Below are 23,400 nucleotides of genomic sequence, written 5' to 3'. Positions count from 1 at the left end.
GCTCGGCAGCGGCTATAGGGCGGGGGTGGTGGAGGTGGTGGAGGTGGTGGAGGTGACGGGATGGTATTTGGGGAAGCGGCGCAGGACATAGGCGATGCGGGCCAGGTCGATCAGGATCACCGGCACAAACCACAGGTTCTCCGGCACTGCGCCAGAGGCCACCAGCAATGTGAAACCACTCAGCAACAACAACGGCAGGTGACACAGGGCCAACGCCCGATGCAGCCTGGCACTCACGCCCTTGCGTGCCCTGAGGCAAAACACGCCAAAGCCTGCCACCAGCCATAAGGCCGCCGGAAGCACCAGCATCCAGCCAATGTAGGCAAACATCACCACGAACTCCGGTTCTCCCTCACCCTTGCGCCGAAACTCGCTGTCGAGTGCGATAACCACCGCCAGCCCGTACAGCGCCAGCAAGGCCAACGTCAGCACCGTGTGCTTGAAATACAACCTGCGCATCCTGCATTCCCTGGTTTGAAAGAGTGTCCGGCCGGCACGATACAGATCAATCGCCCGGCCCTGTAGCGCTGTTTACCGATGGCGGCCGGCGCCTTCGCTCAAGCCTTCGGCCCCGGTGCCGATTGCCCCGGCGGTGCAGGCCACGCCGCAGCGACCGGAGCGTCCAGCAACACCCACTGGCGGCGGCTACCCGCCGGCCGTCGCAGAGGCGGTAATTGCTCCAAAGGGAACAACCCGGCAATGCGCTGTGCCAACGCCTCGCCCTCTGCCTGATCTTCACGCAACCCCAATGATCTACACATGAACCGTCTCCAGATCGAACTCCAGTGGCTTGGCTGCACGGGTCTGGGCAATGCCATACCAGTCCAGCTTGCGGGTCAGCACCATGAACACACCCAGCAGCCCGAACAGCAGCAGCGAGCCCATCAACAGTGCGTAGTCTTCAGCGCTCAGTAAGCCAAAGAGCAGGCCGTACAGGGCCGCCAGGCCGACCGCGAAAGCTGAACCGTGACGCCAACTGTGCAAAACGTGGCTGACGTAAAAGCCGATCAGCAACACGCAGGCGCCGGCCGACAGCAGGTACGCCAGGGTGAACCCGAGGTGCTCCGACAGCGACAGCAGCAACAGGTAGAAGAAGGCCAGCGCCACCCCCACCAGGGCGTACTGGATCGGGTGCACCGCCAGGCTCTTGAGCACTTCGAACAGGAAGAACCCGGCAAACGTCAGGCCGATGAACAGCAACGCGTATTTGATCGCCCGATCGCTCTTGAGGTACTGGTCCACCGGGTCGATAAAGCTCACGCCGAAGTTGCGGCTGTTGAAATCACCGCACTGCTCGCTCATGGCCACGCAGCGATCCATGGCCTGCTGCAGGTTGGTGGAGAAGAACGAGGTCTGCCAGGTGGCGGAAAAACCCTGCTCGGTGATTTCACGCTGGGCCGGCAGGTAGTTGCCGATAAAGCTCGGATGCGGCCAGTTGGCCATCAACTGCACCTTGCTGGTCTTGCCCACCGGCACCACCGACAACTGCCCGGTGCCTTGCAGGCGCAGTTCGAAACCGAAATCCAGCTGGGTGGGTTTCTTCACGTCCAGCGGCGGCAACATCACGTGCACGCCCTCGTCCAGCCAGCTGACATAGGTGCCTGGGGCAAAGTCCAGGGTCTGGCCGTTGAGCTCCAGTTTCAGGGCATTTTCAATACCGCGGATGTCGCTGATGCCCACCGCCAGGAAGGCCCGGTCGAACTGATAGTCGGCAAAGTCTTCGCTGATGCCGTACTGCGCGGGAATGGCAAATTGGCCGCTGAGGTGGGTGTTGGCGTGAAACAGCCGGGCCTCGTAGATCCCCCGGGCGCGCAGTTCGGTCTGCGCCTGGCCATTGAGCTCGAAGTGCTCGGGCAGGAAAAACAACCGGCCCTGTTTCTCGACAATGTATTCAGAGCGCTTTTTTGTTTTTTCGTCGACCCGCCAGGTACGGACCTTCTTGCGGTAGTCGACCACCATCACCGGGCCGGTCACCCGTTGGCTACCACTGGAGCTGCGGGCGATCTCGTCGAGCACGCCGTCGCGCAATTGCTGACGGTCGTCGATCAGGCCGTTGATCATCAGCAAGGGGATCAGCAGTAGCAGGATCAACAGGGCAATCGCCCCCAGTTTTACGGTCAAGCTGCGGTTCATGGATTCTCTCCCGATTCGTATGAGAGAGAGTCTGGGCCGCCCACATGGGGGCTTTATGAGGGCAATGTGGAGACTGTGTGGAGATTTTCGTACCCCTGTAGCCGCTGCCGAGCCCGCGAGGCTGCGCTGGCCCTCAACGACCAACGCATTTATCCCGCCAGATCCTCAGCGCCCTTGCGGGCCAGCGGCTACAGGGTAGTTATCGAGGGAGGTGGAGGGTGACTTGCACGCCGCCGGGAACGTTGCCGATGGTCATGCGGCCACCGTGCAGTTGCACCACTTCTTCGACGAAGTTCAGCCCCAGGCCAGTGCTTTTGCGCCCACTGTCCGGGCGTGGCAGGGAGTAGAAGCGCTCGCAGAGGCGGGCCAGGGCATACTCCGGAATCGCCTCGGCCTGGTTGAACAGGCTGAACTCGACCTGCGCCCCCAATTGCTTGGCAAAGAACCGCAGCACGCCCTGGGCCGGGGTGAAGTCCAGGGCGTTTTCCAGCAGATTGCCAATGGCCTGGCGCAACAGGAACGGCTCACCGATCAGGGTCAGATTCGGATCGATGCGCTGTTCGATCTGCAATTGCTTACGCTCGATCCGCGCGCTCTGGCTTTGCAGCAACTCATCGATCAGGGTCGCCAACGGCACCTCGACTCGCTCTTCCAGCCCCTGGCGCTGCTCGACCTGGGCCAGGTCCAGCAGGCGCTCGATCAACTGCTGCATGCGTGCGCTTTCACTGCCGATGTTGCCGACAAAGCGCTGCTGCTGCTCCACCGGCATCTCGCCCTGCAGCAACTCCGCGGCGCCACGAATCGCCGCCAGCGGGCTTTTCAATTCGTGGGTCAGGGTGTGCACATAACGTTCGACGTAGGCCTTGCCCTCAAGCTGGGTGCGCATGTGCTCCACCGCCGTGGCCAGTTGCTCCAGCTCACCACCACGGTAATGCGGCAATGCGGCACGCCGGCCTTCGCTGACCGCCTGGGCATAGGCGGTCAGGCGGCGCAACGCCGCGCTGAGCCACCAGGACAGCAACGCGCCGAACAGCAGGCCCAGGGCAATCAGGCCGATGCCGTACCACACCAGACGGCGTTCGGTGCGGTCGACATAAGGCTGCAACGAGCTGTTGGGTTTGGCCACGGTGACCACGCCGATGATCTTGCCCTTGTCACGGATCGGCGCGCCCACGTGCATGACCGACGAGTTCGGATCATCGGCCACCGCCCGCGACGAACGCGCACCGTACTGGCCGCGCAAGGTCAGGTACACGTCGTTCCAGCGCGAATAATCCTGGCCCACCGCGACTCCGCTGGAGTCCAGCACCACCTTGCCCTGGTCGTCGGTGACATAGATGCGGTGGTTGACCTGGTTCTTCGGCAGGCCCCAGATACTGGCCGCCGGCTGCCGCTCGCCGTAGGCCTCGAGCAGTTGCGGCCAGCGGTTTTCATTGAGGGTGCCGGCCTTGAAGTCATCGCGCAGGATCTCGGCCATCAGGTTGGCGGTGTCCACCAGGGTTTCTTCGGTGGATTGGCGCACCCCGGGACGGATTTCCTCCATCACGGTGCTGAGCACAAAGTAGCTGGTCAGGCCGATAAACAGCGCATACACCAGGAAGATCCGGATGCCGAGGGACATCAGCTATGACTCGGGCTGTAGCTGTAACCCAGGCCGCGGTGGGTCTGGATCGGCTCGGCGGTGGCGGCCACCAGGCGCAATTTGGCGCGCACGCTCTTGATATGGCTGTCGATGCTGCGCTCGTAACCGGCGTCCGCCGCCACCCCCAGGGCATCGAGCAACTGTTCGCGACTGAAGACCCGCTCCGGCTGCTCCAGCAGGCACTGCAACAGGCGAAACTCGTGACGGGTCAGGCTCAGGGGCTGGTTGCGGTAGCTGATCTGCACCCGCTCGGCGTCCACCACAAACAGCGCCGAAGCCGGTTCAGCAATGGCCCGCGGCCCCATGCGCTTGAGAATCGCCTTGACCCGCGCCGCCACCTCGCGCGGGCTGAACGGCTTGACCACGTAATCGTCAGCGCCGATTTCCAGGCCCACCACCCGGTCGATTTCACCGTCGCGGGCGCTGAGAAACATCACCGGCACCTCGCTGAAGCGCCGCAGTTGCTTGCAGGTTTCAAAGCCGCTGATATCGGGCAGGCCGATGTCGAGAATGATCAGGTCCGCCGGCGTCGCCCGCTGATGTTCCAGCGCCGCCTGCCCCAGGCTCAGCCAGGTGGTGCTGAAACCTTCGCCTTGCAGGGCGAAAATCAGCGTATCGGCTATCGCCGCTTCGTCTTCGACAATCAGGATATGGGGCATGGCGTCCGGGCACAGGAGTTGAATGCCCGAACGGTGCCGGATGCCTCTGGCCGCGTCAATCAGATGCAGCAGCCATCAGCAGTCAGGTTTGTCTGCGGTGTAGCGCCGGGCCGGGTTCACCGCCGCGCCAAATTCACGCAGGGCCTTGGCGCCGATCAGCAACGGGTAGTTGAAGCTGCTGCGGTCGGTCAGGTTGACCTCCACCGTGCGCTTGACGTTGCCCAGGCACATTTCCAGGTCGACCACCGGACGCTTGGCGGACTGCGGCTCGTCCTTCTCGTCATCTTCGTCGGAGCGACTCTTGATCTTGCTGATCCGCGCCACCTTGTGTTCGTAGACCTTGTTATCGGCGTCCTTGGTGGCCAGGCGAAAGCGCACCCAGTCCTCGCCGTCACGGGTGAAGGTCTCGATGTCCTTGGCCGACAGCGAGGCGGTCAGGGCCCCGGTGTCCATCTTGGCCTTGAGGGTTTCACCGATTTCCGGCAAGCGAATGTTTTCGTAACGCCCGTAGAGGGTCGGCTCGGCGGCCATGACCGGCAGGGCCAGGAGAGACAAAAGAGCAAGGACGGCTTTCACGTGGTGGGGTTCCTTGAAGAGTGGGCAGCGGGATTTTAGACCCTTGCCGCTGAATTCGTTCGCCAGCGCCACCGTGTTAGCGGCGCAGCGAATGAAAAGCATACCCGGTCATGGGTGAAACATTCGTCAGCACACTGGGATTTGGCCTGTTCGCCGAAGCTGCTTATCATGGCGCGCCAAAATGATTTCAAGAGTGCCTTATGCGCCGCCTGCTCACCGGCTGTTTCGTCACCCTGCTGCTGTTGCTCAACACCCTGGTCCTGTTCGGCCCGCTGATGGTGTTTGCCCTGCTCAAGCTGGTCCTGCCGGGGCGCCTGCGCGATTACGCATCCTGGGCGGTGATGTGGATCGCCGAAACCTGGGCCGAGATCGACAAGCTGATTTTCGCCCTGTGCATCCCCACCCGGTGGGATATTCGCGGCGGCGAGGGGCTGCGGGTCGACACCTCCTACCTGGTGATCAGCAATCACCAGTCCTGGGTCGATATTCCGGCGCTGATCCAGACCCTCAACCGGCGTACGCCGTTCTTCAAGTTCTTCCTCAAGAAGGAACTGATCTGGGTGCCGTTCCTGGGCCTGGCCTGGTGGGCGCTGGACTACCCCTTCATGAAGCGCTACAGCAAGGCCTTCCTGGCCAAACACCCGCAGTTGCAAGGCAAGGACCTGGACATCACCCGCGCCGCCTGCGAGCTGTTCAAGCGCCAGCCGGTGACCGTGGTCAACTACCTGGAAGGCACCCGTTTCACCCCGGCCAAGCGCGCGCAGCAACAATCACCTTTCACCCATTTGCTCAAGCCCAAGGCCGGCGGCGTGGCCTTTGTGCTGGCGGCGATGGGTGAACAGCTGGATGCGATTCTGGATGTGACCGTGGTCTATCCACAGCCGACGATTCCTGGCTTCTGGGACCTGATCAGCGGCGCGGTGCCCAAGGTCATCATCGACATCCGCACCCGCGAGCTGGACCCGGCGTTGTGGCAGGGCGACTACGAAAACGATCCGGCCTTCCGCCAGCAGATCCAGAACTGGGTCAACCAGCTCTGGACCGAGAAGGATCAGCGCATCGCCCAATTGCGCGCCGAGGGCAACTGATCAGCTGCCTGTGCCCCAGATGCCGCTCAGGCTTTGCAGCAACGAACCACCGACGCCCTGCTGCCCCAGGTATTGCAGGATCAACGGCGCAAACTGGCCGATCATGCCGCTGTCCATGCCCAGGGCGCCGAAGGTGTTGTTCAGGTCGTTGGTGTTTTTCACATTGCCCAGCAGCCCGTCCAGGGCCGGGGATTTGGCCGAATCACCGAGCAAGCCACCCAAACCGCCAAGCCCGCCGAGGGCATTGTTGCCAGTCAGTTGATCAAGGCCGGGCACGCTTTTCGCCAACTGCGCGTAATCGGTGGAACTGAGCCGGTTTTTTGCCAGGCCGAGCATGGCTCCCGCGCCGCCCACTGCCTGCTCCGGCGACACGTTCAATTGCGAACCCAGGGTATCGAGCAAACCGGCCGCTTGCGGGGTGGTGGCCGCCTCGCCGGCCTTGTTGCCCTGGGCGCCGGCAATGGCTCCGGCCACATCACCCAGGTTGAACCCCGCAAACACCGGACTCGCAGCCAGGGTCATCAGCGAAGCCAGTAGCAAACCGCGTGAAATCCTCATCGAGCCAACCTCAGTGAACGCTGCGCCATCCTCAAGAGTGGGATGGAAAACAGTTTTTTGACTGAATTCCCGAAGTAATGTTCCGAACGCTGGTCGGCGCGAGACGGGAACAGCGCTCCTGAAAAAAAACCAACGGGGTGCATCCGCCAGCTGCTTGCCCACGTATATCCAAGGGCCTGGAGGACACCCTGATGAATGGAACAACCGCCCACCCTGGACTAACCTCAAGCCACCTTCGCGGCCCGTCGCCTTGGGCTCACCCCTGGACTGCCTGGAGAACGGTTATTTCCACTGTCGATACCGATCAGCTCAGACAGCTGCTGGCCCAGTGTTCACTGGGTGACCGGCACGCCTTCGAAACCTTGTACCGCAGCGTCGCGCCGCGACTGCACGGGGTAGCCCTGCGCTTCATGGGCCGCCGCGACCTGGCGGAAGAGGTGTTGCAGGAAAGCTTCGTGCGCATCTGGAACAACGCCTCGCGCTACCAGGCGCACCTGTCCGCGCCGCTGACCTGGATGATCAACATCACTCGCAATCAGGCCATCGACCAGTTGCGCAAACACCGCGAACGCCCCCTGGGCGCACTGGAAGAACAACAGTTGGAGGATCAAAGCCTGTCAGCCCACGAGCAACTGGACCGCGAACGCGATGCCAGCGCCTTGAACCGCTGCCTGGCGACCCTGGAAAGCATGCAGCGCCAGTCCATCAGCGTGGCCTACTTCCAGGGCCTGTCGTGCTCGGAATTGGCCGAACACCTGGCCGCGCCCCTGGGCTCGGTCAAGTCGTGGATTCGTCGCGGCATGGAGCGCCTGCGCAGGTGCCTTGAATCATGAATTACCAAACCCCCGCCCTGCGCCGCGCCCTCGCCGCCGACTACAGCATCGGCCTGATGCAGGGAGCGGCCCGACGCCGCTTCGAGCAATGGCTGCTGGATGACGCGGCCTTGCGCGCCGAAGTGGCGCAATGGCAAGAACACCTCGCCAGCCTGACCCACACACTCCCGGAGCAGGACGTGCCGGAGCGAGTGTGGCAGGCGATCCAGGCCCGCATCGAACCGCAACGCCTGCACGTGCCGCCCAAGCAACCCCTGTGGATGCGTTTGCGTCTGGTGGTCGCCGCCTGTGCGGTGCTGGCCTCGCTGTACATCGGTTTCATCTACCAGAGCGACAGCGTGCGCTACAGCGCCACCCTGCTCAGCGCCAGCCAGCAACCGGCGTTGCAGATCCAGGCCCATGGCCAATACCTGCAGGTCGACCCCCTGGCCCTGGCCACCGTCGGCCTGGATCGCAGCCTGGAGCTGTGGGCCATACCGGCCGACGGCAAACCCATCTCCCTGGGCGTGGTGCCGGTGGGCGGCAAGGGCCGGATCAACCTGAGCCAGGCCCAACGCGACCTGCTGGGCACCCCCATCGCCCTGGCCGTCAGCCTCGAACCCCATGGCGGCTCGCCCACCGGGCAACCGACCGGGCCGGTGTTGTATCAGGGGCCATTGGTGGCGTTGTGAACCTCAGTGGCGGGCATGAAAAATCAGTCCCGAGATGGCGTTCGAACCCAAGCTGATTGAAAATGCCGCGCAAACCCCTTGGCCTCAGACCGGCCAGGGGCTGCTGGTGTGAAGGACTCACCCTTTTTCGGCGTTATAAGCGAAGCACAATGAAACGTTTTCTGTATGTTTGCGGCCTGCTGGGCCTGGCAACACTGGTTGGCATCTGGAGAATCGGCACTCCGGTCGATGAGGCGGTATGCAGCGCCGAATCAACCACCTCCGGCCCCTTGGGCACGGTTATCAGCCAATACGCCGACGCCACGGGTGGGGCCGATTGGAGAGACAACGGCAGCCCCTTCACCGTTCTCGAACTACCCGCCGCCCACGCCCTCGCACGCGAACCCCGGCAGCACTACTGCGAAGCCCTGAGCCTTCTGCAAAACCCCCAGCGCACGCCCACCGAAAAGGTGCACACCGTGATGGTGATGCTTAGCCTGCCTATCGATTATTACCTCGGCTTTATGGATCGCAGTCATGAGCTGTATCAGCGTGGGCTTATCGATGCCTCGGTGCTGGGCTTCGTCATGACCCCGAGGGGTACCGCACTCAACTACTGGTGGCTGCCGCAATGGCGATCGCGCTATCAACGCGATGCCCCCGGGCTGTATAGCCAGGCGCAGATTGAAGACGTGCTATCCGGCGCGCATTGGTTTGACTACCCGGGGCGGGGGTTTTGAGCGGTTCAGATTGAAGCTGTTTCTCCACCCATCAGCCGCTCGACAGGCGCTGGGGCTGCAAAATGACATCCACACACCTGACACGCCACGGCACCCGATGGGGGCCAGCGCAGGCTACCGGGCGGCTGGGGGGCGGAGGAAAAAAAGGGCGACCCGTGGGTCGCCCTGTTTGTTGCGGCTGGAATTAAGCAGCGCTGAAGAGCTTGTGCGGGTCGATGACGAATTTCTTCGGTACGCCGGCATCGAATTCGCCGTAGCCGCGAGGGGCGTCGTCGAGGCTGATGACTTCGACCCCGACGATGTCGGCGATTTTGATCCGGTCCCACATGATGGCTTGCATCAATTGGCGGTTGTACTTCATCACCGGGGTCTGACCGGTGTGGAAGCTGTGGGATTTGGCCCAGCCCAGGCCGAAGCGAATGCTCAGGCTGCCCATTTTGGCTGCGGCGTCCACCGCACCCGGGTCTTCGGTCACGTACAGGCCGGGAATCCCGATTTTGCCCGCCACCCGCACCACGCCCATCAACGAGTTGAGCACGGTGGCCGGGGCCTCGTGCTTGACCCCGTCATGCCCATGACCACGGGCTTCGAAGCCCACGGCGTCCACCGCGCAATCGACTTCCGGCTCGCCGAGCAAGGCCGCAATCTGTTCGTGCAGCGGGGTGTCCTTGGACAGGTCGGCGATTTCAAAACCCTGGGCCTTGGCGTGGGCCAGGCGGATCGGGTTCACGTCACCAATGATCACCACCGCCGCCCCCAGCAAGCGGGCAGACGCCGCAGCCGCCAGGCCGACCGGGCCGGCACCGGCCACATACACCGTACTGCCAGGCCCTACGCCCGCCGTCACGGCACCGTGGTAACCGGTGGGCAGAATGTCGGAGAGGCAGGTCAGGTCGCGGATTTTCTCCATGGCCTTGTCGCGGTCCGGCAGCTTCAGCAGGTTGAAGTCGGCGTAAGGCACCAGCACATATTCAGCCTGGCCGCCGGTCCAGTCGCCCATGTCGACATAGCCATAGGCACCGCCAGGGCGGGCCGGGTTGACGCTCAAGCAAACCCCGGTGTGCTGCTCCTTGCAGGAACGGCAGCGCCCGCATGCCACGTTGAACGGCACCGACACCAGATCGCCGAGTTTCAGGTTCTCGACGTCGCTGCCCTTCTCGATCACTTCGCCGGTAATTTCATGCCCCAGAACCAGGCCGGTCTGGGCGGTGGTACGGCCGCGCACCATGTGTTGGTCGGAGCCGCAGATGTTGGTGGAAACCACGCGCAGGATGACGCCGTGCTCAATCTTCCTGCCACGGGGGTCCTGCATTTTGGGATAGTCGATTTTCTGTACTTCGACCTTGCCGTTGCCGAGATACACGACGCCACGATTACCAGACATGCAAGTCACCTCTGTAGTTGTTGTTGTGAAGAGATTTGAAGCAGCTTCAAGCGGCAAGCTACAAGCCGCAAGAAGTGTGCATACCGCTGTTACTTGTCGCTTGAAACTTGCCGCTGCCCTTAAAGCACCACCGTGCGGTTGGCGTTCAGGAACACCCGTCTTTCGATGTGATAGCCCACTGCGCGGGCCAGGGTCAGACCTTCGATGTCACGCCCCTTGGCGATCAGGTCCTCGGGATAATGGCTGTGGTCCACCACTTCCACGCCCTGGGCGATGATCGGGCCTTCGTCCAGGTCGTTATTGATGTAATGCGCCGTGGCGCCCACCAGCTTCACGCCTTTGTTGTAGGCCTGGTGGTACGGCTTGGCGCCCTTGAAACCGGGCAGCAACGAGTGGTGGATATTGATCGCCTTGCCGTCGAGCTTGCGGCACAGCTCCGGCGACAGCACTTGCATGTAGCGCGCAAGGATCACCAGCTCGGCGCCCGACTCTTCTATCACCTGCCACACCTGGCGCTCCTGGGACGGTTTGTCGTTAGGGTCGAGGGGGAAATGGTAGTAGGGAATCTGGTGCCAGTCGGCCAAAGGTTTCAAATCGGGGTGATTGGACACCACCGCCACCACGTCCATCGACAGTTGGCCGATGCGCTGGCGGTAGAGCAGGTCGTTGAGGCAGTGATCGGCCTTGGAGACCATGATCACCACTTTGGGCCGGTAATTGGGCGCGGTCAGTTCGAAGACCATGCCGAAGGCCTCGCCCCTGGCGGCCAGGCCGGCGCGAAACCCCTGCTCGTCAAAGGACTCGGGCTGGCGAAATTCAACGCGAATAAAAAAACGGCCCGAAAGCCGGTCATCGAAGGAGTGGTGCTCGGTGACGTAGCAACCCTGCTCGAACAGAAAGCGGGTCACCGCGTCCACCGTGCCGAGCACACTGGGGCAATCGGCGGTCAAAATCCATGTGTCTGGGACGCGGCTCATCGTTGACGACTCCTGAGTAAAGAAAAAACTGGTCGTGGACCGGGCGCTCCCTGCGGCGGGGGCGCCCACCACGGCACAGCATTCAGGCCTGGACGCTCAAGCCGTACTCGGCGGCGGCATCCTGCAGCCACAACCACCAGTAATCGGAGAAGCTGCGGCGGATCAGCAGTTCCCAGGTGTCTTCAGCGGTATGGCGGATCACCAGCTGCGACTTGGCGAACACCGTGCCGACCGCCTTGCCCACCGGGAAGCTGTCCGGGTGCACGTCGTAGCTGGTGGACTTCATCAGCACCTGGCGCACATTGGGCCCCGACAACTCGAGGATCTGCTGGCCGCCGCTGACGTTGACGATCTGGATATGCAACTCGCCCAGGGCTTCGCGCAGGCTCTTTTCCGCGGCGAACTCTTCACCGCCAGGCACGATCAGCAGCCACTCATCCGGGCCGAGCCATTGCAGGCTGGTTTCACCCTTGACGATCACCGCCAGGGCGCCGGGCAATTCGATGCCCAGGGCCTTGTGCACGCCGGCAGCAAAGGCCGGGTCATGGCCGTCGCCACGAATCGTCAGGTGGCCCAGGAGTTTCTTTTCGCGCACGGTCACGCCGGCATTCTTGCGGCCCTTGCCCACAAGGCTGGCGAGGTCGGCGTGATGCAGCGACGACTCGGCCTTGGCCCCGGTGGTCGGGCGTTGCTGGTAAACATTGGCAGCGGTCATATGGAGCACCTGTGTTGAATTCTGTGGGAGCTTGCCAGGCGAACCGGGCAAGGCTCACGGCTACACGTTCTGGCGATCGCCCTTGGGGTCGAAGAACACCGAAGACACGATTTCCGCCTCGATCACGCGACCATCGGCCAGGGGCGCGAAGACCCGCTCGCCCAGGCGCTTGAGGCCGCCCTTGACCACGCCCAGGGCAAACGAATACCCCAGGGAGTTGTGGGCGTAGCTGGAGGTGACGTGGCCGACCATGCTCATCGGGATCGCCTGCTTGGTGTTGAACACCAGTTGCGCGCCCTCCGGCAGCCATTGGGTCGGATCGATCGGCTTGAGGCCCACCAGTTGCTTGCGCTGATCGCGCACGCAGTCTTCACGGTTCATCCCGCGCCAGCCGATCCACGAGAACGGCTTGGTCCGCCCCACGCACCAGCCCATGTTCAGGTCGTCCGGGGTCATGGAGCCGTCGGTGTCCTGGCCCACAATGATGAAGCCCTTCTCGGCCCGCAGCACGTGCATGGTCTCGGTGCCGTAGGGGGTCAGGTTGTAGGCCTTGCCGGCCTCGACGATTTTCTCCAGCACGCCCATGGCGTAGTCGGCCTGGACGTTGACTTCGTACGACAGCTCGCCGGTGAATGAGATACGGAACACCCGCGCCGGCACACCGCCGACCAGGCCTTCCTTCCAGGTCATGAACGGGAAGGCTTCGTTGCCCAGGTCAATGTCGGTGACCTGGCTCAGCAGCTTGCGGCTGTTGGGCCCGGACAGGGTCATGGTCGCCCAGTGGTCGGTGACCGAGGTGAAGTACACCTTGAGCTCCGGCCATTCGGTCTGCTGGTAGATCTCCAGCCACTGCAGCACGCGCGCCGCGCCGCCGGTGGTGGTGGTCATCAGGAAGTGGTTGTCGGCCAGGCAGGCGGTCACGCCGTCGTCGAAGACCATGCCGTCTTCCTTGCACATCAGGCCGTAGCGCGCCTTGCCCACATCGAGCTTGGTCCAGGCGTTGGTATAGATGCGGTTGAGAAACTCGCGGGCGTCCGGGCCCTGGATGTCGATCTTGCCCAGGGTCGAGGCGTCCAGCAGGCCGACGCTGTCGCGCACGGCCAGGCATTCGCGCTTGACGGCGGCGTGCAGGTCTTCGCCGTTTTTCGGGAAGTACCAGGGGCGCTTCCACTGCCCGACGTCTTCGAACTCGGCGCCGTTTTTCAGGTGCCAGTGATGCAGCGCGGTAAAGCGTACCGGCTCGAAAATGTGCCCGCAGTGCCGACCCGCCACAGCACCGAAGGTCACCGGCGTGTAGTTGGGACGGAACATGGTGGTGCCCATCTGCGGAATGCTGACGTTCAGCGAGCGCGCGGCAATCGCCAGGCCGTTGACGTTGCCGAGCTTGCCCTGGTCGGTGCCAAAACCGAGAGCGGTGTAGCGCTTGACGTGCTCCACCGACTCGAAGCCTTCGCGGGTGGCCAGTTCGATGGCGGCGGCGGTGACGTCGTTTTGCAGGTCGACAAATTGCTTGGGTGCCCGCGAGGTGCCTTTTTCATGGGGCACCTGGAACAGCGCCAGGGTCGCTTCTTCGAGACGGGTCAAGGTTTTGGGCAACACCCCTTCCACGGTCTTGAACCCGGCTTCGCTGGCGGCGCGCACGCCCCCTTCAAAACCGTCGGCCAGGGAATCGCCCAGGCCGTAGACGCCATTGATGCCACCGACGCACACGCGCTTTTGCGGAGCTTCGCCGGGTACGAAACCCAGGATGTCTTCACGCCAGGTCGGCTTGCCGCCCAGGTGCGAGGCCAGGTGCACCACCGGGCTGTAGCCACCGGAGCTGGCGATCAGGTCGCAATCGAGCCACTCGCCGGGGCTGGTCACGGTGTGCGCCTTGACATCAATTGCCGCCACTCGCGCGGCCGTCACGTGCTTGCTGCCACGGGCTTCGATCACCGCACTGCCGGTGAGTATGCGAATGCCCTTGGCCCGGGCCTCTTCCACCAGCGCGCCGCGCGGGTTGCTGCGGGCGTCGGCGATGGCCACCACCTGCAGGCTGGCGTCGAGCCAGTCCAGAGCCACGCGGTAGGCATGGTCGTTATTGGTGCTCAGCACCAGTTTCTTGCCCGGGGCCACGCCGTAACGGCGAACGTAGGTCGACACCGCGCCGGCCAGCATATTGCCCGGCACGTCGTTATTGCCGTAGACCAGCGGCCGCTCGCACGCGCCAGTGGCCAGCACCACGCGCTTGGCGCGCACACGGTGGATACGCTGGCGCACCTGGCCGATGGGCGCGCGATCACCGAGGTGGTCGGTGAGGCGCTCGTGAATGGTCAGGAAATTATGGTCGTGGTAGCCATTGACCGTGGCCCGTGGCAACAGCAGCACATCCGGCAGCGCCTTGAGTTCGGCGATCACCGTGGCCACCCAATCCGCTGCGGGCTTGCCGTCCAGGCTTTCGCGGCTGTCGAGCAGGCTGCCGCCGAATTCTTCCTGTTCGTCCGCCAGGATCACCCGCGCCCCGCTGCGCGCCGCGGCCAAGGCTGCGGCAAGGCCGGCAGGGCCGGCGCCGACGATCAGCACGTCACAGTGCTGGTTCATGTAGTCGTAGCTGTCCGGGTCGTTCTCGGTCGGCGAGCGGCCCAGGCCGGCAGCCTTGCGGATGTACTTCTCGTAGGTCATCCAGAACGATTGCGGGTACATGAAGGTTTTGTAGTAGAAGCCCGGCGGCATCAGCTTGCCGCCGACCTTGCCGAGAATCCCCATCATGTCGTTGTTGACGCTGGGCCAGCCGTTGGTGCTGGTGGCGACCAGGCCCTGGTACAGCGCCTGTTGCGTGGCGCGCACGTTAGGGATTTGCGTAGCTTCGGTGGCGCCGATCTGCAGCACCGCGTTCGGCTCTTCGGCACCGGCGGCGAAGATGCCCCGTGGCCGCGAATACTTGAAGCTGCGACCGATGATGTCCACGCCATTGGCCAGCAGCGCGGCGGCCAGGGTATCGCCTTCAAAGCCTTTGTAGGTCTGGCCGTTGAAGGTGAAGCTGAGGACTTTGTTGCGGTCGATGCGGCCACCGTTGGACAGCCGATTGGTCTGGCTCATACCTTCTCTCCAGCAGCCTTGGCGGTGAATTGCGGCTTGGTGCCGATCTTGTAGGTTTCAAGAATTTCGTAGGTCAGGGTGTCGCGGGTGGCGTTGAAATACTGGCGGCAACCGGCGGCATGAATCCACAGTTCGTGGTGCAGGCCACGGGGGTTGTCGCGAAAGAACATGTAGTCGCCCCACTCGGCGTCGGTGCAGGCGTTGGGGTCCAGCGGACGCGGGATGTGGGCCTGGCCCGATGAGTGGAATTCCTCTTCGGAGCGCAGCTCGCCGCAATGAGGACAGAAGATATGCAACATAGGGATTTCTCCTGTTAGTGGGCGACGGCCGCGGCGCCGTGTTCATCGATCAGCGCACCGTTGTGGAAACGGTCGATGGAGAAAGGCGCAGCCAGCGGGTGCATTTCACCCTTGGCCAGGCTCGCGGCAAACACGTTGCCGGAGCCCGGGGTGGCCTTGAAGCCACCGGTGCCCCAACCGCAGTTGAAGAACATGTTCGGCACCGGGGTCTTGGAGATGATCGGGCAAGCATCCGGCGTGGTGTCGACGATGCCGCCCCATTGGCGGTTCATGCGCACCCGGGACAAGACCGGGAACATCTCGACGATGGCCTGGATGGTGTGCTCGATCACCGGGTACGAGCCGCGCTGGCCGTAGCCGACCCAGCCGTCGATGCCGGCGCCGATCACCAGGTCGCCCTTGTCGGACTGGCTGATGTAACCGTGCACGGCGTTGGACATGATCACGCTGTCGATGATTGGCTTGATCGGTTCCGACACCAGGGCTTGCAGCGGGTGGGACTCGATCGGCAGGCGAAAGCCCGCGAGCTTGGCCATGTGCCCGGAGTTACCGGCGGTGACCACGCCGACACGCTTGGCGCCGATAAAACCCTTGTTGGTTTCGACGCCGATGCACACGCCGTTTTCCTTGCGAAAACCGATGACTTCGGTCTGCTGGATCAAGTCCACGCCCAGGGCATCCGCTGCCCGGGCAAAACCCCAGGCCACGGCGTCGTGCCGAGCCACGCCGCCACGGCGCTGGACGGTGGCGCCGAGTACCGGGTAGCGGGTGTTTTTCGAGCAGTCGAGGTACGGAATCTCGTCTGCCACCTGCTGGGTGTTGAGCAGTTCGCCGTCCACGCCGTTGAGGCGGTTGGCGCTGACCCGGCGCTCGGAATCACGGATGTCCTGCAGGGTGTGGCACAGGTTGTAGACGCCGCGCTGGGAAAACATGACGTTGTAGTTGAGGTCCTGGGACAGGCCTTCCCAGAGCTTCATCGCGTGTTCGTAGAGGTGCGCCGACTCGTCCCACAAGTAGTTGGAGCGCACGATAGTGGTGTTACGCGCCGTGTTACCGCCGCCCAGCCAGCCCTTTTCAACCACCGCGACGTTGGTGATGCCGTGCTCCTTGGCCAGGTAGTAGGCAGTGGCGAGGCCATGCCCGCCGCCGCCGACGATGACCACGTCATAGACCTTTTTCGGGGTCGGGGTGCGCCACATGCGCTGCCAGTTTTCATGGTGGCTGAGGGAGTGTTTGAAGAGGCCGAAGCCCGAGTAGCGTTGCATAGTCATTACTCCAAAACGGCGCTCAGCGATAAACCGGGAAATCAGCGCACAAGGCCGCGACCTGGCGGGCGACATTGGCCTCGACATCGGCATCGCCGAGGTGGTCGAGGATGTCGCAGATCCAGCCGGCCAGCTCAGTGCATTGGCTGACCTTGAAGCCGCGGGTGGTGACCGCCGGGGTGCCGATACGCAGGCCGGAGGTGACAAACGGCGACTGCGGATCGTTGGGCACGGCGTTCTTGTTCACGGTGATATGGGCCCGGCCCAGGGCGGCATCAGCTTCCTTGCCGGTCAGGCCCTGGCGAATCAGGCTGACCAGGAACAGGTGGTTATCGGTACCGCCGGACACTACATCGTAGCCACGTTTGATAAACACGCCGGCCATGGCCTGGGCGTTGTCGATCACTTGTTGCTGATAGGTCTTGAAGCCGGGCTCCAGGGCTTCCTTGAAGCACACCGCCTTGCCGGCGATCACGTGCATCAACGGGCCGCCCTGGCCGCCGGGGAATACCGCAGCGTTGAATTTCTTTTCCAGCTCTTCGTTGGCCTTGGCCAGGATCAGGCCGCCACGGGGACCGCGCAGGGTCTTGTGGGTGGTGGTGGTGACCACATCGGCGTACGGCAGCGGGTTCGGGTACAGGCCGGCGGCAACCAGACCGGCGACGTGGGCCATGTCGACGAACAGGTAGGCCCCGACCTTGTCGGCGATCTGCCGGAAGCGCGGGAAATCCAGGGTCTTGGAGTAGGCGGAGAAGCCGGCAATGATCATTTTCGGCTGGTGCTCGACCGCCAGGCGCTCCACTTCGTCGTAGTCGATCAGGCCGGTGTCGGTGTCGATGCCGTACTGCACGGCGTTGTAGAGCTTGCCGGAAAAACTGACCTTGGCGCCGTGGGTCAAGTGTCCGCCGTGGGCCAGGCTCATGCCGAGCACGGTGTCACCGGCCTGCAACAGGGCGAGGAACACCGCGGCGTTGGCCTGGCTCCCGGAGTGCGGCTGGACGTTGGCGTAATCGGCGCCAAACAGCTGCTTGGCGCGCTCGATGGCCAGGGCCTCGACCTTGTCCACGTGCTCGCAGCCGCCGTAGTAGCGCTTGCCCGGGTAGCCTTCGGCGTATTTGTTGGTCAGGCCGCTGCCCTGGGCCTGCATGACGCGCTTGCTGGTGTAGTTTTCCGACGCGATCAGTTCGATATGGTCTTCCTGACGCTGCTCCTCGGCATTCATCGCCGCTAGCAGCGCATCGTCATAACCCTGGATCTGGTCTTGCTTGCTGAACATCGCGTCTCTCCCAGCGGCGGCGGTGCGCCTTTCGTCTCGGTAAGGCCTGCCTCACGACAGTGCCCTTTGGATGCGATGGTAGGGCCGGCGCTGCCCGGCCAAATGCCTATGGACGCCACGCAAAGGTGCGTTTACGACATGGGCCCACCCGCCCCTGTAGCCGCTGTCGCCAGGCTCGGTCTGCGTTCGGATGTTGGCAGGAACTGGCGCCGAGGATCTGCCGGAAGAATCGCGTGCAGCATAGGGCCAGCGCAGCCAGCCGGCAGCGGCTACAGCGCTTGGCGCAACGCCAGCAACAGCAGGAAGTGCCCGGGATACAGCAGGTAGGCCCAACGCCGCATCGGCGGCACGGAATGCGGGTGTACGCCGCGCAACAGGCCGATGCCCAGCAACGGCGCCAGCAGGCAGCTGACAATGCCCAGGCTCGCCGCCTGATTGCCCAGCAGCGCCGCCGGGAACAGGGTCTGCCATTGATTGGCTGCCAGGCACACCAGCCCGGGCAACAGGCTCCAGTACCAGGGCCGGCCAATCACCAGCAGCAACGCCAGGGGCAACAGCACGCCAAACACACCGAACATCAGTCGCTCGGAGAACAGTCCCGCCAGCGCCAAAGCCGCCACCCCCAAGTACAACGCCGTCCCCCGTCGTTGCTGCCAGCCGCGGGCCACCAACAGCCCCAAGGCCAGGGTCGGCAGTACGTTCAAGGTGTCGGGGTCGGGGATAAACAAGCGATAAGGAATCTCGCTGACCAGGCTGAACACCAGCAACCATCCCAGATACCGCCACTGCCCGGCCACCTCGCCCCGGACCACGCCAACCCGCGCCAGATTGGCCGCCATCGCCAGGCAAAACCAGGGGAACGCAAGGCGCCCGGGCACATAGAGAACATCCACCTGCCAGCCCACATAGCGCAGGTGGTCGAGCACCATGCTCAGCAGCGCCAGCCACTTGAGCAGGTCCAGGGCACCGTCACGTCGACCGGCAGGTGTGATCAGCGTGGGCCCAGGCATAAATCTCCATGCAATGTGCATTTTTCATGCATAAACAGAACGTGTGCACCCTCGCCAATCTTGGGTAAAGTGCCCACCACCAGGCGCTCGATAGTGCGGCGCCCTCTACGCAATGTGTGTTTCAACCGATCTTCAGTGCAGCACTCCTTACCCAGGAACGCCTTACCCGAGGCCCTTTACCCAAGGCGCCTCATTACGGACACCTATCACGGAAGCAGGCCATGACCGACAAGAGCCAACAATTCGCCAGCGACAACTATTCCGGTATCTGCCCTGAAGCCTGGGCCGCCATGGAACAGGCCAATCACGGCCATGAACGCGCTTACGGCGATGACCAATGGACCGCACGGGCCTCGGATCATTTCCGCAAACTGTTTGAAACCGACTGCGAGGTGTTCTTCGCCTTCAACGGCACCGCCGCCAACTCCCTGGCCCTGTCGTCGCTGTGCCAGAGTTACCACAGCGTGATCTGCTCGGAAACCGCCCACGTCGAAACCGACGAATGCGGCGCTCCGGAATTTTTCTCCAACGGTTCCAAGCTGCTGATTGCCGGCACTGAAAACGGCAAGCTGAGCCCGGAATCGATCCGCGAAATCGCCCTCAAGCGCCAGGACATTCACTACCCGAAACCACGGGTGGTCACCCTGACCCAGGCCACTGAAGTCGGCAGCGTCTACACCCCGGAAGAAATCCGCGCCATCAGCGCCACCTGCAAGGAACTGGGGCTGAACCTGCACATGGACGGCGCGCGCTTCTCCAACGCCTGCGCCTTCCTCGGCTGCTCGCCGGCCGACCTGACCTGGAAAGCCGGGGTCGACGTGCTGTGCTTTGGTGGCACCAAGAACGGCATGGCGGTGGGCGAGGCGATCCTGTTCTTCAACCACAAGCTGGCCGAAGACTTCGACTATCGCTGCAAACAGGCAGGCCAACTGGCCTCGAAAATGCGCTTCCTCTCGGCGCCCTGGGTCGGCCTGCTGGAAAACGACGCCTGGCTCAAGTACGCCCGCCACGCCAACCACTGCGCGCAACTGCTGGCCAACCTGGTGGCCGACATTCCGGGGGTGGAACTGATGTTCCCGGTGCAGGCCAACGGCGTGTTCCTGCAACTCTCGGAACCGGCCATCGCCGCGCTGACGGCCAAGGGCTGGCGCTTCTACACCTTCATCGGCAAGGGCGGCGCACGCTTCATGTGCTCCTGGGACACCGAAGAAGAGCGCGTGCGCGAACTGGCGGCAGATATCCGCACGGTAATGAGCGCCTGATACAACGCCGGACGTGGCGAGGGAGCTTGCTCCCGCTGGGGCGCGTAGCAGCCCCAATCGCGGCAACCCCGTTTCTCCAGGCAAATCGCGAACTCTTGTTTACGGCCGCAGCGCGACCGAGCGGGAGCATGCTCCCTCGCCACAGAGGGCAAGCCGCCTGTGACGTTGGTGGGAGCATCCGCGCTTTTTTTGTGGCGAGGGAGCTTGCTCCCGCTGGGGCGCGTAGCAGCCCCAATCGCGGCAACCCCGTTTCTCCAGGCAAATCGCGAACTCTTGTTTACGGCCGCTGCGCGACCGAGCGGGAGCAAGCTCCCTCGCCACAGGGGGCAAGCCGCCTGTGACGTTGGTGGGAGCATCCGCGCTTTTTTTGTGGCGAGGGACCTTGCTCCCGCTGGGGCGCGTAGCAGCCCCAATCGCGGCAACCCCGTTTCTCCAGGCAAATCGCGAACTCTTGTTTACGGCCGCTGCGCGACCGGGCGGGAGCAAGCACCCTCGCCACAGAGGACAAGCCGCCTGTGACGTTGGTGGGAGCATCCGCGCTTTTTTGTGGCGAGGGAGCTTGCTCCCGCTGGGGCGCGTAGCGGCCCCAATCGCGGCAACCCCGTTTCTCCAGGCAAATCGCGAACTCTTGTTTACGGCCGCTGCGCGACCGAGCGGGAGCTTGCTTCCTCGCCACAGGGGGCAAGCTCCCTCGCTCTGCAATCAGTTCACAGATTCGTGAACTGATTATTTGCCGCCGCTGATTCAACATCCCCGGCAGATCCCGGACACTTCAAGGTCGACCTATAAAAACAAGGCAGCGACCCCATGACGAGCCTGGCCTCGGCTTCCGACAAAGCCCCTGCGTCAACCCTCAAGATCGAAACCCGCTCCATCGACTACGTCCCCCGCAACGAGCGGCACGGCAAAGTCTGGCACCAGGGCCCCTTCTGGTTCACCGGCAACTTCGTCCTCACCACCATGGTCACCGGCTTCACCGGTGCCGCCCTCGGCTTGAGCCTGCACTACGCGATCCTGGCGATTGTCATCGGCGTGTGCCTGGGCACCTTCTGCATGGCCTTTCACGCCAACCAGGGTCCGCGCATGGGTTTGCCGCAGATGATCCAGTCCCGGGCGCAATTTGGCCTGCGCGGCGCCATCGTGCCGTTTATCGCGGTGGTGTTTGTCTACATCGGCTTCAACGTGTTCAACGTGATTCTTGCCACCGACGCCATCAACACCGTGCTGCCCGGCGCCCGCGCGCCCTGGTACACGCTGATGATCATCCTCGCGGTGATCATTGCGGTGATCGGCCACGACCTGCTGCACACCGTGCAGCGCTGGCTGACCTACGTGATGATCAGCGTGTTCGCGGTGCTGACCATCAGCGCCCTGATGACCCTGCAGGCCGACGCCGCCGTGGCCAACGCGCACTTTTCCTGGTCGGCGTTCCTGATCCAGCTGTCGGCCGCCGCCGGTTACCAGATCAGCTACTCGGTGTACGTCTCCGACTACTCGCGCTACCTGCCGCACAAGACGCCGTCGCGCCAGGTGATTTTCTGGACGTACCTCGGCGCTGCCGGTTCGGCGCTGTGGCTGATGTCCCTGGGGGCATTCCTGGCGTCCGCCCTGCCCTCGCCGGACGCCATCGGCAGCGTGCGTGAAGTCGGCAACCAGGTGATTCCGGGCTTCGGCACCTTTACCGTGTTGATCGCGGTGCCGGCGCTGATCGGCATCATGGCGGTCAACTGCTACGGCGCCATGCTCACCGGCATCAGTGCCATCGACGGCTTCCTGCAGATCAAACCCAACCTCAAGAGCCGGGTGGTGGGGATCTCGCTGGTGGCGGTGGTGATCTTCCTGATCGCCCTGAATATCCCCGAGAGCTACCTGGGCAGCTTCAACACCTTCGTGCTGCTGATGCTGTATTTCCTGGTGCCCTGGACCGCGGTCAACCTCGCCGATTTTTATGTGGTGCGCAAAGGGCGCTACGCCATCGGCGATATCTTCAACCCGGCCGGGATCTACGGCCAATGGTCCAGTGGCGGCCTGGTGGCGTACTTCCTCGGTCTGCTGGCGATGGTGCCGTTCATGTCCCTGAGTTTTTACCAGGGGCCGGTTTCCCGGGCCCTTGAAGGTGCCGACATTGCCTTTGTGATCGGTCTAGCCGTGGCCGGGGTGGCCTATTGGGCGATGACCCGGCGACTTGATCTGGCTGCCGAGCAGCGGGCCATTGCCGCCAGCGAGCACCTGCTGGAGGGCCCGAGCGCATGAACCCGGTACACACCCTGAAAATCGCCTGCCAGCAACTGGCGCCGCGTGTCGGCGAGCTGGCCCATAACCGCGAGCTCAGCGCCGCCGCCATCCGCCAGGCCGCGGCCCAGGGCGCCCAGGTGGTGGTGCTGCCGGAGCTGATGCAAAGCGGCTACGTGTTCCACGACCTGGCGGAAGCCCTGGCACTGGCGGAAACCCTCGACGGCCCGGCCCTGAGCCTGTGGAAAAGCCTGGCCGAAGAACTGCAGGTGGTGATTGTCGCCGGCTTCTGCGAGCGCCTGACAGAAGACCAGGTGGCCAACAGTGCGGTGCTGATCGAGCCCGAAGGCAACCTGACGGTGTACCGCAAGGCCCACCTGTGGGATCGGGAAAACCTGATCTTCACCCCTGGCAATGAACCGCCGCCGGTGGTGGCGACACGCTTCGGGCCGATTGCGCTGATGATCTGCTACGACCTGGAGTTTCCCGAATGGGTGCGCCTGCCGGCCCTGGCCGGGGCCGCCCTGCTCTGCGCCCCGGTGAACTGGCCGGACGGCCCGCGCCCGGTGGGCGAGCGGCCGGGGGAAATGGTTCGGGTACAGGCCAATGCAGCGGTCAACCGGATGTTTATTGCCGCCTGCGATCGCAGCGGGGAGGAGCGCGGGGTGAATTGGGTCGGCGGTTCGACCATCGTCGATGCCGACGGCTACCCCCTGGCGGGCAAAAACCGCCACACCGGGGAGCAACTGCTGCTGGCCGATCTGCCCCTGGCCGAGGCCTGGCACAAGTCCATCAGTGAACATAACCATGTGCACCTGGATCGGCGCCCGAGCTTGTATTAAACCCCTGCGTGGCGAGCGAGCTTGCTCGCGCTGGGTCGGCCGGCGCTCCGGGGCGTAGCCGCCCTAATGGCTGCCCCCCATTTATTCAGATAGACCGTGCACTCTGGGTTTGCGACCGCTGCGCGGCCGAGCGGGAGCAAGCGCCCTCGCCACGGGGGGAGTGCCTGATCCGGTCCTTGGG

20 protein-coding genes and 1 pseudogene are annotated in these 23,400 nt (G+C 63.5%); 7 read left to right on the top strand and 14 right to left on the bottom strand.

Annotated elements, in window-relative coordinates; all coding sequences use genetic code 11:
- Nucleotides 1-12 precede the first annotated feature (12 nt).
- The 5 genes and pseudogenes from MF4836_RS35715 to rloA2 form a co-directional block, all read right to left on the bottom strand.
- Nucleotides 13-513 (bottom strand): annotated as a pseudogene (locus MF4836_RS35715) (hypothetical protein); the annotation flags it as partial.
- 240 nt (nt 514-753) lie between these two features.
- Nucleotides 754-2,133, bottom strand: a complete 1,380-nt coding sequence (creD, locus tag MF4836_RS26540; protein ID WP_078472809.1) for a cell envelope integrity protein CreD — start codon at nt 2,131-2,133, stop codon at nt 754-756.
- Between the two features lie 199 nt (nt 2,134-2,332).
- Nucleotides 2,333-3,754 (bottom strand): two-component system sensor histidine kinase CreC, encoded by a 1,422-nt coding sequence (gene creC / locus MF4836_RS26535; protein ID WP_078472808.1) that lies wholly within the window; start codon nt 3,752-3,754, stop codon nt 2,333-2,335.
- The gene (creB, locus tag MF4836_RS26530) at nt 3,754-4,434 is read right to left on the bottom strand and encodes a two-component system response regulator CreB (RefSeq protein ID WP_078472807.1); all 681 of its coding nucleotides are present in this window, start codon (nt 4,432-4,434) and stop codon (nt 3,754-3,756) included. Before creB ends, creC begins: the two co-directional genes overlap by 1 nt.
- 75 nt (nt 4,435-4,509) lie before the next feature.
- Entirely contained in the window at nt 4,510-5,010 is a 501-nt protein-coding gene (gene rloA2 / locus MF4836_RS26525) for a retropepsin-like aspartic peptidase RloA2 (protein WP_020295390.1), read from the bottom strand.
- A 200-nt stretch (nt 5,011-5,210) separates the two neighbouring features.
- Between rloA2 and MF4836_RS26520 the strand changes: the two genes are divergently transcribed.
- On the top strand, nt 5,211-6,098 hold the full coding sequence (locus MF4836_RS26520; protein WP_078472806.1) for an acyltransferase: 888 nt from the start codon (nt 5,211-5,213) through the stop codon (nt 6,096-6,098).
- Here the strand turns inward: MF4836_RS26520 and MF4836_RS26515 are convergent, their stop codons facing one another.
- Complete coding sequence (locus MF4836_RS26515) at nt 6,099-6,656, bottom strand: DUF2780 domain-containing protein (RefSeq protein WP_078472805.1); 558 nt, start codon at nt 6,654-6,656, stop codon at nt 6,099-6,101.
- 191 nt (nt 6,657-6,847) lie between these two features.
- Here MF4836_RS26515 and MF4836_RS26510 point away from each other — a divergent pair, with 191 nt between their 5' ends.
- The 3 genes from MF4836_RS26510 (at nt 6,848) to MF4836_RS26500 (ending at nt 8,879) form a co-directional block, all read left to right on the top strand.
- Nucleotides 6,848-7,489 (top strand): sigma-70 family RNA polymerase sigma factor, encoded by a 642-nt coding sequence (locus MF4836_RS26510; RefSeq protein ID WP_078472804.1) that lies wholly within the window; start codon nt 6,848-6,850, stop codon nt 7,487-7,489.
- Nucleotides 7,486-8,160 (top strand): anti-sigma factor, encoded by a 675-nt coding sequence (locus MF4836_RS26505; RefSeq protein WP_078472803.1) that lies wholly within the window; start codon nt 7,486-7,488, stop codon nt 8,158-8,160. Before MF4836_RS26510 ends, MF4836_RS26505 begins: the two co-directional genes overlap by 4 nt.
- 149 nt (nt 8,161-8,309) lie before the next feature.
- A complete protein-coding gene (locus tag MF4836_RS26500; protein ID WP_078472802.1) occupies nt 8,310-8,879 on the top strand; it encodes a hypothetical protein in 570 nt (189 codons plus the stop codon).
- Nucleotides 8,880-9,063: 184 nt separating this feature from the next.
- On the opposite strand, the gene fdhA is transcribed toward MF4836_RS26500, so the two are convergent.
- The 8 genes from fdhA to MF4836_RS26460 form a co-directional block, all read right to left on the bottom strand.
- A complete protein-coding gene (gene fdhA / locus MF4836_RS26495) occupies nt 9,064-10,263 on the bottom strand; it encodes a formaldehyde dehydrogenase, glutathione-independent (protein ID WP_020295384.1) in 1,200 nt (399 codons plus the stop codon).
- 119 nt (nt 10,264-10,382) lie between these two features.
- Nucleotides 10,383-11,240, bottom strand: coding sequence for a formyltetrahydrofolate deformylase (purU, locus tag MF4836_RS26490; RefSeq protein ID WP_020295383.1), 858 nt, complete (start codon nt 11,238-11,240; stop codon nt 10,383-10,385).
- Nucleotides 11,241-11,322: 82 nt separating this feature from the next.
- Complete coding sequence (locus MF4836_RS26485; protein ID WP_078472801.1) at nt 11,323-11,955, bottom strand: sarcosine oxidase subunit gamma; 633 nt, start codon at nt 11,953-11,955, stop codon at nt 11,323-11,325.
- Nucleotides 11,956-12,015: 60 nt separating this feature from the next.
- Nucleotides 12,016-15,033: a sarcosine oxidase subunit alpha gene (locus MF4836_RS26480; protein WP_078472800.1), complete on the bottom strand. Its 3,018-nt coding sequence runs from the start codon at nt 15,031-15,033 to the stop codon at nt 12,016-12,018.
- Entirely contained in the window at nt 15,030-15,332 is a 303-nt protein-coding gene (locus tag MF4836_RS26475) for a sarcosine oxidase subunit delta (RefSeq protein ID WP_020295380.1), read from the bottom strand. Before MF4836_RS26475 ends, MF4836_RS26480 begins: the two co-directional genes overlap by 4 nt.
- Nucleotides 15,333-15,346: 14 nt before the next feature.
- Complete coding sequence (locus tag MF4836_RS26470; RefSeq protein ID WP_078472799.1) at nt 15,347-16,597, bottom strand: sarcosine oxidase subunit beta family protein; 1,251 nt, start codon at nt 16,595-16,597, stop codon at nt 15,347-15,349.
- 22 nt (nt 16,598-16,619) lie between these two features.
- Complete coding sequence (gene glyA, locus MF4836_RS26465; protein WP_020295378.1) at nt 16,620-17,873, bottom strand: serine hydroxymethyltransferase; 1,254 nt, start codon at nt 17,871-17,873, stop codon at nt 16,620-16,622.
- A gap of 269 nt (nt 17,874-18,142) precedes the next feature.
- Nucleotides 18,143-18,883: a TraX family protein gene (locus MF4836_RS26460; protein ID WP_078472798.1), complete on the bottom strand. Its 741-nt coding sequence runs from the start codon at nt 18,881-18,883 to the stop codon at nt 18,143-18,145.
- Between the two features lie 221 nt (nt 18,884-19,104).
- Between MF4836_RS26460 and MF4836_RS26455 the strand changes: the two genes are divergently transcribed.
- The 3 genes from MF4836_RS26455 to MF4836_RS26440 all read left to right on the top strand — a co-directional run bounded on the left by MF4836_RS26455 (nt 19,105) and on the right by MF4836_RS26440 (nt 23,219).
- Nucleotides 19,105-20,145: a threonine aldolase family protein gene (locus MF4836_RS26455; RefSeq protein WP_078472797.1), complete on the top strand. Its 1,041-nt coding sequence runs from the start codon at nt 19,105-19,107 to the stop codon at nt 20,143-20,145.
- 807 nt (nt 20,146-20,952) lie between these two features.
- A complete protein-coding gene (locus MF4836_RS26445; RefSeq protein WP_078472796.1) occupies nt 20,953-22,398 on the top strand; it encodes a purine-cytosine permease family protein in 1,446 nt (481 codons plus the stop codon).
- On the top strand, nt 22,395-23,219 hold the full coding sequence (locus MF4836_RS26440; protein WP_078472795.1) for a nitrilase-related carbon-nitrogen hydrolase: 825 nt from the start codon (nt 22,395-22,397) through the stop codon (nt 23,217-23,219). The genes MF4836_RS26445 and MF4836_RS26440 overlap by 4 nt, the downstream gene beginning before the upstream one ends.
- Nucleotides 23,220-23,400 lie beyond the last annotated feature (181 nt).

This window comes from Pseudomonas sp. MF4836, assembly GCF_002018875.1.
Lineage (GTDB): Bacteria > Pseudomonadota > Gammaproteobacteria > Pseudomonadales > Pseudomonadaceae > Aquipseudomonas.
Note: the sequence above shows the minus strand (reverse complement) of the source record. Positions and strands in the feature narration are given on the sequence as shown.

Bases quoted from the DNA above. Each gene is read 5' to 3' on its own strand.
- MF4836_RS26485 (WP_078472801.1), bottom strand. From the start codon at position 11,955: ATGACCGCTGCCAATGTTTACCAGCAACGCCCGACCACCGGGGCCAAG.
- MF4836_RS26440 (WP_078472795.1), top strand. From the start codon at position 22,395: ATGAACCCGGTACACACCCTGAAAATCGCCTGCCAGCAACTGGCGCCG.
- MF4836_RS26510 (WP_078472804.1), top strand. From the start codon at position 6,848: ATGAATGGAACAACCGCCCACCCTGGACTAACCTCAAGCCACCTTCGC.
- fdhA (WP_020295384.1), bottom strand. From the start codon at position 10,263: ATGTCTGGTAATCGTGGCGTCGTGTATCTCGGCAACGGCAAGGTCGAA.
- MF4836_RS26470 (WP_078472799.1), bottom strand. From the start codon at position 16,597: ATGCAACGCTACTCGGGCTTCGGCCTCTTCAAACACTCCCTCAGCCAC.
- MF4836_RS26505 (WP_078472803.1), top strand. From the start codon at position 7,486: ATGAATTACCAAACCCCCGCCCTGCGCCGCGCCCTCGCCGCCGACTAC.
- MF4836_RS26460 (WP_078472798.1), bottom strand. From the start codon at position 18,883: ATGCCTGGGCCCACGCTGATCACACCTGCCGGTCGACGTGACGGTGCC.
- MF4836_RS26500 (WP_078472802.1), top strand. From the start codon at position 8,310: ATGAAACGTTTTCTGTATGTTTGCGGCCTGCTGGGCCTGGCAACACTG.
- creB (WP_078472807.1), bottom strand. From the start codon at position 4,434: ATGCCCCATATCCTGATTGTCGAAGACGAAGCGGCGATAGCCGATACG.
- MF4836_RS26445 (WP_078472796.1), top strand. From the start codon at position 20,953: ATGACGAGCCTGGCCTCGGCTTCCGACAAAGCCCCTGCGTCAACCCTC.
- MF4836_RS26520 (WP_078472806.1), top strand. From the start codon at position 5,211: ATGCGCCGCCTGCTCACCGGCTGTTTCGTCACCCTGCTGCTGTTGCTC.
- MF4836_RS26480 (WP_078472800.1), bottom strand. From the start codon at position 15,033: ATGAGCCAGACCAATCGGCTGTCCAACGGTGGCCGCATCGACCGCAAC.
- MF4836_RS26515 (WP_078472805.1), bottom strand. From the start codon at position 6,656: ATGAGGATTTCACGCGGTTTGCTACTGGCTTCGCTGATGACCCTGGCT.
- glyA (WP_020295378.1), bottom strand. From the start codon at position 17,873: ATGTTCAGCAAGCAAGACCAGATCCAGGGTTATGACGATGCGCTGCTA.
- creD (WP_078472809.1), bottom strand. From the start codon at position 2,133: ATGAACCGCAGCTTGACCGTAAAACTGGGGGCGATTGCCCTGTTGATC.
- MF4836_RS26475 (WP_020295380.1), bottom strand. From the start codon at position 15,332: ATGTTGCATATCTTCTGTCCTCATTGCGGCGAGCTGCGCTCCGAAGAG.
- MF4836_RS26455 (WP_078472797.1), top strand. From the start codon at position 19,105: ATGACCGACAAGAGCCAACAATTCGCCAGCGACAACTATTCCGGTATC.
- creC (WP_078472808.1), bottom strand. From the start codon at position 3,754: ATGTCCCTCGGCATCCGGATCTTCCTGGTGTATGCGCTGTTTATCGGC.
- purU (WP_020295383.1), bottom strand. From the start codon at position 11,240: ATGAGCCGCGTCCCAGACACATGGATTTTGACCGCCGATTGCCCCAGT.